General features: G+C 38.9%; 11 protein-coding genes. 6 read left to right on the top strand and 5 right to left on the bottom strand.

The features are described from left to right. Positions 1-19: 19 nt before the first annotated feature. Positions 20-1,477, bottom strand: a complete 1,458-nt coding sequence (locus BUR11_RS07975) for a Gfo/Idh/MocA family protein (protein WP_074224307.1) — start codon at positions 1,475-1,477, stop codon at positions 20-22. A 210-nt stretch (positions 1,478-1,687) separates the two neighbouring features. On the opposite strand from BUR11_RS07975, the gene BUR11_RS07970 reads away from it, so the two are divergent. The 3 genes from BUR11_RS07970 to BUR11_RS07960 all read left to right on the top strand — a co-directional run bounded on the left by BUR11_RS07970 (position 1,688) and on the right by BUR11_RS07960 (position 5,924). After that, positions 1,688-3,283, top strand: a complete 1,596-nt coding sequence (locus BUR11_RS07970) for a beta-N-acetylhexosaminidase (RefSeq protein WP_074224306.1) — start codon at positions 1,688-1,690, stop codon at positions 3,281-3,283. A gap of 157 nt (positions 3,284-3,440) precedes the next feature. Next, complete coding sequence (locus BUR11_RS07965) at positions 3,441-4,829, top strand: alanine/glycine:cation symporter family protein (protein ID WP_074224305.1); 1,389 nt, start codon at positions 3,441-3,443, stop codon at positions 4,827-4,829. A 3-nt stretch (positions 4,830-4,832) separates the two neighbouring features. Next, complete coding sequence (locus BUR11_RS07960; protein ID WP_074224304.1) at positions 4,833-5,924, top strand: glycerate kinase family protein; 1,092 nt, start codon at positions 4,833-4,835, stop codon at positions 5,922-5,924. Between the two features lie 289 nt (positions 5,925-6,213). Here BUR11_RS07960 and BUR11_RS07950 read toward each other — a convergent pair whose 3' ends face one another. The 3 genes from BUR11_RS07950 to BUR11_RS07940 form a co-directional block, all read right to left on the bottom strand. Further along, positions 6,214-6,402, bottom strand: coding sequence for a hypothetical protein (locus BUR11_RS07950; RefSeq protein ID WP_074224302.1), 189 nt, complete (start codon positions 6,400-6,402; stop codon positions 6,214-6,216). A 311-nt stretch (positions 6,403-6,713) separates the two neighbouring features. Continuing rightward, entirely contained in the window at positions 6,714-7,070 is a 357-nt protein-coding gene (locus tag BUR11_RS07945) for a response regulator (protein WP_074224301.1), read from the bottom strand. Positions 7,071-7,312: 242 nt separating this feature from the next. Beyond that, the gene (locus tag BUR11_RS07940) at positions 7,313-7,903 is read right to left on the bottom strand and encodes a DUF4136 domain-containing protein (protein ID WP_074224300.1); all 591 of its coding nucleotides are present in this window, start codon (positions 7,901-7,903) and stop codon (positions 7,313-7,315) included. Positions 7,904-8,046: 143 nt separating this feature from the next. Between BUR11_RS07940 and BUR11_RS07935 the strand changes: the two genes are divergently transcribed. Next, entirely contained in the window at positions 8,047-8,529 is a 483-nt protein-coding gene (locus BUR11_RS07935; RefSeq protein WP_074224299.1) for a deoxycytidylate deaminase, read from the top strand. On the opposite strand, the gene murB is transcribed toward BUR11_RS07935, so the two are convergent. After that, positions 8,526-9,539, bottom strand: a complete 1,014-nt coding sequence (murB, locus tag BUR11_RS07930; RefSeq protein WP_074224298.1) for a UDP-N-acetylmuramate dehydrogenase — start codon at positions 9,537-9,539, stop codon at positions 8,526-8,528. The two genes, BUR11_RS07935 and murB, sit on opposite strands and share 4 nt — an antisense overlap. Before the next feature lie 77 nt (positions 9,540-9,616). On the opposite strand from murB, the gene BUR11_RS07925 reads away from it, so the two are divergent. Together BUR11_RS07925 and egtB are read left to right on the top strand one after the other, a co-directional pair. After that, a complete protein-coding gene (locus BUR11_RS07925) occupies positions 9,617-10,561 on the top strand; it encodes a succinylglutamate desuccinylase/aspartoacylase family protein (protein ID WP_074224297.1) in 945 nt (314 codons plus the stop codon). Positions 10,562-10,594: 33 nt separating this feature from the next. Then, a complete protein-coding gene (gene egtB / locus BUR11_RS07920; RefSeq protein WP_074224296.1) occupies positions 10,595-11,740 on the top strand; it encodes an ergothioneine biosynthesis protein EgtB in 1,146 nt (381 codons plus the stop codon). Position 11,741: the final 1 nt, after the last annotated feature.

Here is an 11,741-nt window from a genome sequence, read left to right as displayed (position 1 = left end):
TTTTTAATCATCCTATGTACTATAGGGAATAATCTCCTCGATAGTTTCGCCTAACAAATTGATTGGCCGGTTCAAAATTTGTAATCTTCATATTCTCACCATCCCAAAGTAATTTGATCCCTCTACCTGGATAATCATATTGATTTTCTTCTCCTTCTCTTGCCACTCGATAATCATAACTTCTGATTGCAAGATTACCCATCAACACAGATTCAGTCAATGGACCTGCAATAGAGAAAGGAGAGCTTAATTGATCAAATTCTTTAGAACCATGACCTGCGATACAAGCATCTACCCAGTTGGCATAATGTCCTCGGTCTCCGTTTGGCACCCGATACAGAGTTTCTGGTACCTGTATGTCTTTGGTTCTTGAGGTTGGAAGTAATTGTGGGTTTATACCATAGGTTGAACACATCATTTTACCTTCAGTACCCTCTATTATTACTCCATTTCCTCCATCTCCCATTTGCTCATTGGCTTCCAATTCCTCTGGTCTGGTAGGTTGAATACCTCCATCCATCCAGTGGAATTCAAGATCTTCCTTGCCTGGTCTATCAAATCGAAGTGTAATATGAGAGGAAGGAGGGCAACTTTCTGGGAAATAACCCCGCTGGAACTCTCCTACATAAACTGAACCTACGGATGCTTCAGCTGATTTTGGATAGCCAAGGCCTAATACCCTGAAAGGAGGTTCCATGATATGGCAAGCCATGTCCCCTAAGGCACCTGTACCATAATCCCACCAACCTCTCCAGTTGAATGGCACCAAGTTGCCGACATAATCCTTATAAGGAGCAGTACCCAGCCATAAATCCCAATCCAAATCAGAAGGAGGAGCAATTGGTTTGTCCGGCCATTGAATTCCCTGGGGCCATACAGGACGGTTTGTCCAGGAGTACACTTTAGTTGCTTCTCCTATTAATCCAGCATTATACCACTCCACCATTTTTCTGACACCATCACCTGAAGATCCCTGATTACCCATTTGAGTAACTACTTTGTATTTTTCAGCAGCCTCAGTGAGCATTCTAGCTTCATAAATATCATGGGATAAAGGTTTCTGTACATAAACATGTTTTCCCATTTTCATGGCCATCATGGCGATCACCGCATGCATATGGTCCGGAGTGGATACTGAAACCGCGTCAATATTATTGCCTTCTTTTTCCAACATTTCACGGTAGTCCTTGTAGTAGGCTGCCTTTGGATGTGCTTCTCTACTTCCTTTTGCTCTGGAATCATCCACATCACAAAGCGCAATCATGTCTACTTTACCGGTAGAAAAAATACCTCTCACGTCTCCGCCTCCCATTCCACCAACCCCTACGCTGGCAACTCTTAATTTATCGCTAGGAGCTATAAATCCAGGGCCACCCAACACATGTCTAGGTACAATATAGAATCCCGCTAAGGCTGCGGTGGTAGTTTTCATAAAATCTCGGCGGGAGTTGGCAGAGATCTGATCCTTCTTTTTCATGGAATTTTAGGTTATTGATATCAAGCAATTAAAATATAAAATGCTTATCTCATTTAATAGTTGTTTTTGCTAGTAGGTATATTTTTCTTTAAACGGGGTGCCAATGTTAATCTTCGAGGCGCTATTATCAAAACTCTTATTCGAATAAATTTGATTTATGGCTTTAAGATATTTAAAAATTTAGAGTAAGTTTAAGCAAATTAATAACCCATGAAAAAATCTATCTTCGGCTTGTTATCACTCATGTCAGCTGTTGTTTTCAGTTGCCAAGAGCCTATTCACAGCTTAGACGAGTCCGCCATTATTCCTTTACCCAGCACCATTCAAACTTCTTCGGGTGCATTTGAATTAACCTCTTCTTCCTCTATTCAGCTGGTAGGAAATTCATCTAATCTTTCCTATTTGGGATCATTTCTGTCTTCTAAATTAAAGCCTGCTACCGGATATGAAATTCCAGTAGGAACTGAAGGTGGAGATATTCAATTGGTGCTTACTGGTAGTGACGATTCAGAGAACTATACCCTTGACATCGATGGCTCCTCTGTAAAAATTTCCGCTAGCTCAGAAGCTGGGATTTTCTATGGTATTCAAACGTTCATTCAGTTGTTCCCTGTTTCCATTGAGAATTCTTCCGTGGTAGAAGAGTCCTGGAGAATTCCAACAGGAAAAATTGAGGATGAGCCGGACTATGCCTATAGAGGTTCTATGCTGGATGTTGCCAGACATTTTTTTGGAGTGGAAGATGTGAAGCATTACATCGATCAGATGGCTACCTTAAAGTTAAATTACCTGCACTTGCATTTAACTGATGATCAAGGATGGAGAATTGAGATTAAATCCTGGCCAAACTTAACTGCAATAGGAGGAAAAACCGAAGTCGGAGGAGGAGAAGGAGGATTCTTTACCCAAGAAGATTACAAAGAAATTGTTGCCTATGCAGCTCAAAACTTTATTACCGTCGTTCCTGAAATAGACATGCCAGGACATACCAATGCCGCTTTAGCTTCTTATGGTGAGTTAAACCCAGGCGTGAATTTGCCAGATGGGGATTTCAGTACCATGAGTGAGGGGAAAATCGATTTTGATATTTTGGATAAAAACCCGCAACCAGCAGAATTATATACGGGTATTGAGGTAGGCTTTAGTACACTGGCCACTAACAAAGAAATCACCTATCAATTTATTGAGGATGTAATTAGAGAAATCTCTGAAATTACCCCTGGACCGTATTTTCATATTGGTGGGGATGAATCCCATGTTACCGAAAAAGACGATTATATCTATTTTGTTGAGAAAGTACAGGAGCTTACCGCGAAATATGGAAAGACCAGTATTGGATGGGATGAAATTGCCACCACCCAATTAAAGGAAGGGAACATCGCTCAATTCTGGGCTTTGGCAGAAAATGCCAAATTGGCCAAAGATCAAGGAAACCAGGTTTTGATGTCTCCTGCCAAGAAGGCCTACCTGGATATGCAATACGATTCTACCAGTAGATTGGGATTGCATTGGGCTGCGTATATAGAATTGGATTCTGCCTACCTGTGGGACCCAGCTACTTATGCCGATGGAATCAATAAATCTGATGTGATTGGGGTGGAAGCACCTTTATGGACGGAGACGATTACTAGTAGAGCAGATATTGAATACATGGTATTCCCAAGATTGGCCGCCATAGCAGAGGTAGCATGGACTCCGACTCCAAAAAGAGATTGGCCTGATTTCCAACGCAGGATTGCTGTGATGGGAAAAAGATGGGATATTAAAGGCATTGAATTTTACAAATCACCAAAAGTCAATTGGTAAGATTTCTCGATCTTCAAAACCCGGGTGTAGTTTAAATACACTCGGGTTTTTTATTACCATTCTTAATCAAATACCTTTGATATTGCTCAAATTGGGGCTATTATCGGGATTAATTTGATATTCGAATCCTACTAAACCACAAAAAAAAACACACGCTATGGGCGATCTAATTATATCCTTCAGCAATTGGATTTGGGGCACTCCAATGTTAATCATGTTGCTTGGAGGAGGAATGATCCTTTTTTTTCATTCTGGGTTTATTCCTTTTAGAAAGATCGGCCATGCAATTCGCTTACTCAGTGGAAAGTATGACAATGAATTAGCTCCTGGTCAGATTACCTCTTTTCAGGCATTGTCTTCTGCCATTGCAGCTACGGTGGGATTAGGGAATATCAGTGGCGTCGCTATTGCGATCAATATGGGGGGGCCAGGCGCGATCTTTTGGATGTGGGTTTCGGCATTTGTAGGAATGGCCACCAAATATTACACCTGTAGCTTAGCCATTATGTTTAGAGGGAAGGATTCTTCTGGGGAAGTCCAGGGTGGCCCTATGTATGTGATTGAAGAGGGGATGGGTAAGAAGTGGAAATTTCTTTCTGTTATCTTCTGTACTGCCGGTGTATTGGGCTTATTAGCCATTTTTCAAGCCAATCAGCTGACTGCAGTATTGAGGGCTGTAATATTTATGCCTGCTGGTTTGGATGGGGGAGAAACTTCTAGATTTATATTAGGTGGGATAGATCTTGGGCAAAGTACACGTTGGATATTAGGAGTTACCATGATGCTTTTGGTAGCTATTGTAATTTTAGGAGGTATCAAAAGAATTGCCGCCGTTGCCTCTCGTATGGTTCCCTTTATGGTTGCCTTGTATTTTGTGACAGTTTTGTTGATAGTATTCAACTATATAGAGGAAGTCCCTTCAATGCTTTGGAAAATCATCGAAGACGCTTTTACAGGAAATGCAATTGCGGGTGGAGCAGTGGGTGCAGTGATCATCACTGGTGCCAGAAGAGCAGCTTTTTCCAATGAAGCAGGAATTGGGACAGCTCCGATGGTTCATGGGGCCTCCAAAAACAATGAACCGATTCGAGAGGGATTGATCGCCATGTTGGGGCCATTTATTGATACGATAGTGGTTTGTACGTTAACTGCATTGGTGATTATGCTGACAGGAGTATGGGAAACAACAGAACATGATGGTGTAAGGTTGACCTTAAACGCATTCGAAATGGCCTTGCCTGGATTAGGAAAATATTTGCTAATGGTTGCAGTATTGATTTTTGCTTTATCGACAATGTTTACTTATTCCTATTACGGGCATAAATGTTTCAATTATTTATTTGGAGCTGACAAGGCTGATTATTACAATTATTTTTATTTGGCAACCATTGTCATGGGGGCAGTAGCTTCTTTGGATGTGGTGATCAGTCTGGTGGATGGCATGTATGCGATCATGGCGATACCAACTATGATTTCAACCATTTACTTGGCTCCAAAAGTGAAAGAGGCATCCAAGGATTATTTTAAGAGAATGAAAAATGTATAAAAGGTGAATGTTCTCATTGCTCCAAACGCTTTCAAAGGTACCCTTTCTGCGATTGAAGCAGGAGAAATAATTGCATCTTCAATTCGTTCTCGTCATCCCAATGCTTCAGTTCAGATGATTCCTATTGGAGATGGGGGAGATGGAACCTGCCAGTTATTGGGTTTTTCTCTAGGCTTAACCCCAGTTTCCTATTTTTGTCTTAATGCAGTTGGAAAGCCTGTACTTGGAACCTATTACCAAGAGGGAATCAAAGCTTATATAGATGTTTCTACCTATTCTGGTTTAGGACAACTTCCAGCAAATGAATTGGATATAAAAGTGAGTTCAACATATGGGACGGGGCAAGTGATCCAACATGCAATTTCCAATGGGGCCAAAGAGATCATTTTAGGTTTAGGTGGGAGCGCAACCATTGATTTAGGAATTGGGATATTACAAGCCTTGGGTATTCAGTTTTTGGATGCCAATGGAAGGAGCCTTGTTCCATTTTCTAAGGACTTTTTATTTAGAATTAAGCATATACAAAAAAGCCCCAAAACCCCGAAAGTGGGATTTACATGTCTCTGTGATGTTAAGAATAGATTTGGGGGGGCTGATGGGGCTATTCCTGTATTTGGACCTCAAAAAGGCCTCAAAAGAGAGGATATATCCCACTTTGAAAATCAATGTGCTGTATTGTTGGGAATGATGTACAGCAAATCAAATCTTTCATTTCAGGACAAGCCTGGGTTTGGTGCAGCAGGAGGAATTGCAGCTGGACTTTCTGGCTTTTTTGAAACCAAGATTGAAACTGGAGCCACCTATTTCTTTCATCAAATTGGTTTGGAAAAAAAGCTGGAAAAAGCTGATTTCGTGATCACTGGTGAGGGAAGATATGACGAACAGTCAAAATCGGGAAAGGCCTGTTTTGAATTAATGAAATTAGCTCAAAAATATAACAAACCCATTTTTCTGATTACATCTGGCGAGGAAGCCATGAATGCAGGCTTTACCAGCGTTTATCAACTTCCAGATTTAGATTTTCGAAAAAGTGATTTTAGGGAAACAGCTAAAAAACATTTAGAGAAAGTCTCAGGAAGTATAGAATTGATTTAAAAAAGTAATGGCATAAAAAAAGGAGGTCAAAAACCTCCTTTCTAATATATGCTATGTTTAGATTACTTCTTTTTTGAAAAAGTACTTTTCACGTCAATTGCAGAAATTCCTGCGCCTAGACCGATTAATACGCAAACTATCAATAGAAAAGTTTGTGCTCCAAATGCAATTGGTGAACTGAAAACATCAAGTAGTATCATAATTTCTTTTTCATTGAACTTAACAATGCCCGAAGATAATTTCAAACATTGAAATTACCAAAGCTGAACTAGTATAAAGCAATTAATCTTTAATCTAGGTCGTCTTCTAAATCGTCGAAGTCATCTTCAAAATCCTCATCATCATCGAAATCAACAATGTTGTCATCGAGGAATTCGTTTTCTTCGTCTAGATCGTATTCGTCTTCGAAATCTGCTCCGAATTCATCAGTGTCATCAAAATCATCGAAATCGTCGAAATCGTCATCAATGTCCTCCATATCAGTTAATTAAATGGTTGTGTGAATGAATTAATGCTGCGAATTAAAATAAAATTTCATTTTAGACAATGCGTTCCCAACTATTTTTTTTCAGGTTAATCCAATCCGGATTTGAAATGAAATTTTTGAAAAGACCTTTTACAAATGATGGTAAGCGTAAGAAATAGTCACGTATTTAATTAAAGCGCTGAGTACTAATAAATAAAAATTAGTTCAATTTATTTGACCAAACTTTTTCCAATGCTCACAGAAGTTAAAAAAATTGAAATTGCTTTCAAACATTTTAAAAAAAAACCTCCGGAATGAGGAGGTTAATTGAATATACTTTTAATGTATTTTTTTATCAGAGGTTTAGATAAATAATCCTTTACGATTTGGTACTTACTCGCCTTATTGATGTCCCTTTCATCCACAGAACTACTCAGGATGTATACCTGTGCCTCATTTTGAGCAGTATCAAATGTGTCTAAGAAATCCCATCCAGTCATCTCTGGCATATTCAAATCTAAGAAAAGGTAATTGGGCTTGATATTATAAATTTCATTCAAAGCGGCTTTTGCGCTTTGATATTTATAAAATTGACAAGGCTCATTTACATTCTTGGATATCAATTTTTCAGTAACAAATGTACTGATAGGATCATCGTCTATGAGAACTATGGTTAACATCAAAATGCAAAAATGTGCAACTGAACAACAATTAATATATTACAAAAGTAACATGATGCTTGAAAATCACAAATATTTTGCCAAATTATCTTTAACCAAAATATCTTTTATTTTGCCAAGCACTAATTTTCTGACAATCCAACGTATCTATGGTTAGACTCTACCTATAAGAATCTGCTGAATCGGAGGTTTGGCAGTGTTACTTTTTACATGATATATGCAATAGCTGTGCCTTCGTGATATTAGGAGTTCTCTTCTGAATTTGGGTTTTGTGGTAAATCCGCTAAAAAGCTTTCAATTATTTTGTCTACAGTTTTTAGAACTTTTTTATCCTTTCCTTTTGGACTAGATACTTCAGTAACTCCTGTCAATGTCATTAAAAATTTATCTTCTGTAGGATCTATAAAATCAACGATCACCTGCAAAAGCTCATAGCTTGTAGTTTTTGTGCCATAATTAGGATTCATATACCTAGAAGCTGCCCAAGGATCCCAAACTCTATATCCCCAATAAGGATAGGGTGTAGAGTAGTTACTGGTTGTTCTTTTTCTCGGATCCTCATTGGAGGTATATCGGATCACTAAGTCTGGTTTCTCTCTATCATATACAAGACCTTGGGCTTCTAAGGCTTCTTGTAAATGAATCTGAACTTGATGGTCTATAAATTCAGACTTAAATTCTTTCATTCCTACTTCCTGATTAATGATCACAAAAGAGGAATAGGGTTTTCTGACTGGTATTTCTGTATTTTCTTTGAATATATCTATGGAACTACAGGATGAAAGGATGAATGCCAGAAGTCCTACTAAGTAAATGGGTTTATTCGAAAACATGTTGGGTAATATTTTGTCTTACTTGATACGTAATGCCCTAAGCAAAGTTAGTCAGCAGTATATAAACGAATATAATGAAAGGATTATTCCACAAACTTGTTCTTGCCTAGGAATCATTGTTATTTTTGACAAAATTTTCAACCATGCAAAAACCGGAATTTGACGATATTTTTATGGAATTGGCTGTGAACTTAGCCAAAAGGTCCCATTGTATTAAAAAACATGTCGGTGCCGTTTTGACAAAGGAGACAAGGATTATTTCAATAGGATATAATGGTCCACCGGCGGGTACCCATAATTGTGATGTGGAATTTCCAGATCATGGATGTGCCAGAGATAGTAAAGGAAGTTGCTCTCTTGCACTGCATGCGGAGCAAAATGCAATTCTTTATGCAGTAAAAAACAATACTTCAGTAGAAGGTTCTACGTTATATGTAACACTTTCGCCATGCTTGGCCTGCGCAAGAATCATTTTTTCTATGGGAATTTCGAAAGTGGTATTCCTTTATTCCTATGCAGAATACAAAGGGATAGGCTCTGATGAAGGGGTTGATTTCTTGAGGAAATTTGGGGTTCAAGTAGAAAAATACCCTGAGGAATTGTTGGTTCAGGATGATCTTATTTAAATAAAGTTTACCTCGGCTTTAAGCGGGATCCCGAACTTTTCTAACACTGAGGCCTGGATATTTTCAGCTAGCTCTTTGATATCACTTCCTTTACTTTGACCATAATTAACCAAAACCAAGGGTTGCTTGGTATGCACACCTGTTTCACCAAAGCGCTTACCTTTCCAACCACTTTGCTCAATTAACCAGGCAGCAGGGACTTTTTTCCCTTCTGGCACGTCGTACCCAGGGATATTGGGGTATGATTCTTTCAGTGCCTTCCAATCTGCTATGGAAATTGTAGGGTTTTTGAAGAATGAACCTGCATTTCCAATTTCTTTGGGGTCAGGAAGTTTGGATTGCCTTATTTTAATCACCGCATCACTGATTGCTTGAATGGACAATTCTTCATTTCCGCTTTCTTTGAGTGTTTCTTGAATCGTGCCATACTCAATATTGAATTCAGGCTTTTTATTCAATTGAAAGGTGACGGAAGTGATGATGTATTGCCCTAGTAATTCATTTTTAAAAACACTCTCCCTATACCCGAATTTACATTCCTCTTTGGTAAACTCTTTTTGTTCCAGGTTAGCTCGGTTTAACGCTCTAAGACTATGAAAAACATCTTTAATTTCTACGCCATAAGCTCCAATGTTCTGCATGGGAGAGGCTCCAACTGTACCAGGAATAAGAGATAGGTTCTCTATTCCAGCCCATCCTTGAGCAATAGCATGGGTTACAAATGAATGCCAGTTTTCTCCGGCACCGACTTTAACCCACACATGATCCTCATTTTCATCCACTACCTCAACACCAGCTATCTCTATTTTAATAACCAAGGAGTTGACATCCTGGGTTAAAAGAATATTGCTTCCTCCTCCTAAAATAAAAACCTCAAGTCCCCTGTTTCTGGACCATATTAAAGACTCGATTAATTGTTCTCTTGAATTGACACTGGTAAAAAATCTGGCTTTTTTATCTAAGCCAAACGTATTAAAGGGCTTAAGGGAAATGTTTTCTTGTATATTCATGAAGGAAATCTTGTATTGCGAAATAAACAAGATTTAGCCAGATAAGAAATGAAATTTTCATTCCTTTCACATATTTCATGAAAGAATTAATACTAAATGGGGTCAGAATTAGGCCTGGGCAAAACTTAAATTTGGAGTTGCCAATCGCAAAACTTCCCACTCATACGCTGATTGATTTACCGATTTTCATTCGATCGGCCAAGAAACCCGGTCCTGTTGTATTAATATCAGGAGGGATTCATGGAGACGAAATCAATGGGATAGCCACTGCCAAAAAGATTCTCGAGGAAGTAGATGAAAATTTAGATTTGAGAAAGGGAACTTTGATTATCATACCGTTGGTGAATATCTATGGATTCTTATCAAACAGTCGAACTTTTCCTGATGGTAGGGATTTAAACCGGAGTTTCCCTGGAAGTAAGAAAGGATCGTTGGCTTCCCAGATCGCATATATTTTAAGCAATGAAATCATTCCATTAATTGATTATGGAGTGGATTTTCATACTGGAGGTAGAATGTTGACCAATTACCCCCAAATCAGGGTAGATTATAGCGACCAAGAAGCTTTGGATTTAGCGAAATCCTTTGGTTCCCGCTTTGTAGTCAACTCAAAATATATCGAAAAATCCTTTCGAAAATCAGCCTATAAATCCAATAAACGTATTTTAGTGTATGAGGGAGGAGAGTCCATGCGTTTGGATGAGTTTGCCATTGATGAAGGGGTACAGGGAACGAAGAGACTTCTTGCTAGTTTGGAAATGATTGATAACTTATCTGACCCTCCTGATACCATTTTCCTAAACGGAAGTGATTGGATTAGAGCCAAGGCCTCGGGAATTTTTAATTCGAATATCCAGTTAGGAGAGGCAGTGAAGAAAGGACAGGTATTAGCAAAAATATCTGACCCTTATGGGCAAGTAAAAATTCCTGTAAAAGCACCTTCAAATGGCTTTGTCATTGGAATTAACAATATGCCAGTAATCAATGTAGGGGATGCCTTAATTCATGTAGGAAAAGAATAATTTGAAACGTTAAACTGATAACCCCTTATTTTTATGCGTGTTGATGAACAATTCAAACACATTAGAAATCATTCATTATTCCTCTGTAGGGATTTGATTACTGAAGACTTTAGCCTTCAGGCATCGGAAGAAGTAAGTCCTCCTAAATGGCACTTAGCACATACTACTTGGTTTTTTGAACAATTCATTTTGATACCTTTTGCGGAAGCATATCATGTGAAGCACCCCCAGTTTAACTTTTTATTCAATTCGTACTATAATTCATTGGGAGAGAGAACCGCGAGAAATCAAAGAGGGTTGATGACCCGGCCCGCTGTTTCTGAAGTGTTTGATTACAGGGAATATGTAGATCAAGCGATGCTGGAATTAATTGCTCAAGGGAATGAGGAAGTGCTTTCCTTGGTGACCTTGGGGCTCAATCACGAGCAGCAACACCAAGAGCTTTTGGTTACGGATTTAAAGTTCAGTCTTTGGTTTAACCCTTTAACTATCTCGGTGATGGATATAGGTGAATATATCATTCCAAATTCCAGTCCCTGGGTAGAAAAAGAAGAAGGGATATATGAAGTGGGCTATAAGGGAAATGGGTTCTGTTTTGATAATGAATTGAATGCGCATAAAGTATACCTAAATGCATTTAGAATTTCGGGAAATTTGGTCAGCAATGAAGAATACTTGGAGTTTATCAATGCGGGTGGATATGAAAATCCTATTTACTGGCACGATGAAGGTTGGGCTTGGGTCCAGCAACAGAAAGTAAAAAAGCCATTGTATTGGGAGTATTCAGAGGGTACGTGGAAATACTATACTCTGAATGGCAAAAAGTCAATTGATTTAAAGGCTCCTGTGGCTCACGTGAGTTTCTATGAGGCTTCTGCATTTGCAAATTGGAAAGGGAAAAGGTTGCCGACTGAATTTGAATGGGAAGTAGCTCAACAGGATTTTCACTGGGGTTCCAGATGGGAATGGACCAATTCGGCCTATTTACCCTATCCTGGATTTAAGATCGCTCCAGGAGCTTTAGGAGAATACAATGGTAAATTTATGGTCAATCAAATGGTGCTTAGAGGGGCCTCTGTAGCTACTCCTGAGCATCATTCAAGACCCACCTATAGAAACTTTTTTCATCCTCATTTCCGTTGGCAATTTATGGGGATCAGACTAGCCGAATCAATATAAT

It is taken from the genome of Algoriphagus halophilus (genome assembly GCF_900129785.1).
In the GTDB taxonomy this organism is placed as follows: Bacteria; Bacteroidota; Bacteroidia; order Cytophagales; family Cyclobacteriaceae; genus Algoriphagus; species Algoriphagus halophilus.
This window is presented reverse-complemented; position numbering and strand designations above follow the sequence as displayed.

Excerpts from the sequence above, each read along its gene's own strand:
- BUR11_RS07975 (WP_074224307.1), bottom strand. The coding sequence starts at position 1,477 with ATGAAAAAGAAGGATCAGATCTCTGCCAACTCCCGCCGAGATTTTATG.
- BUR11_RS07970 (WP_074224306.1), top strand. The coding sequence starts at position 1,688 with ATGAAAAAATCTATCTTCGGCTTGTTATCACTCATGTCAGCTGTTGTT.
- BUR11_RS07965 (WP_074224305.1), top strand. The coding sequence starts at position 3,441 with ATGGGCGATCTAATTATATCCTTCAGCAATTGGATTTGGGGCACTCCA.
- BUR11_RS07950 (WP_074224302.1), bottom strand. The coding sequence starts at position 6,402 with ATGGAGGACATTGATGACGATTTCGACGATTTCGATGATTTTGATGAC.
- BUR11_RS07945 (WP_074224301.1), bottom strand. The coding sequence starts at position 7,070 with ATGTTAACCATAGTTCTCATAGACGATGATCCTATCAGTACATTTGTT.
- BUR11_RS07940 (WP_074224300.1), bottom strand. The coding sequence starts at position 7,903 with ATGTTTTCGAATAAACCCATTTACTTAGTAGGACTTCTGGCATTCATC.
- BUR11_RS07935 (WP_074224299.1), top strand. The coding sequence starts at position 8,047 with ATGCAAAAACCGGAATTTGACGATATTTTTATGGAATTGGCTGTGAAC.
- murB (WP_074224298.1), bottom strand. The coding sequence starts at position 9,539 with ATGAATATACAAGAAAACATTTCCCTTAAGCCCTTTAATACGTTTGGC.
- BUR11_RS07925 (WP_074224297.1), top strand. The coding sequence starts at position 9,617 with ATGAAAGAATTAATACTAAATGGGGTCAGAATTAGGCCTGGGCAAAAC.
- egtB (WP_074224296.1), top strand. The coding sequence starts at position 10,595 with ATGCGTGTTGATGAACAATTCAAACACATTAGAAATCATTCATTATTC.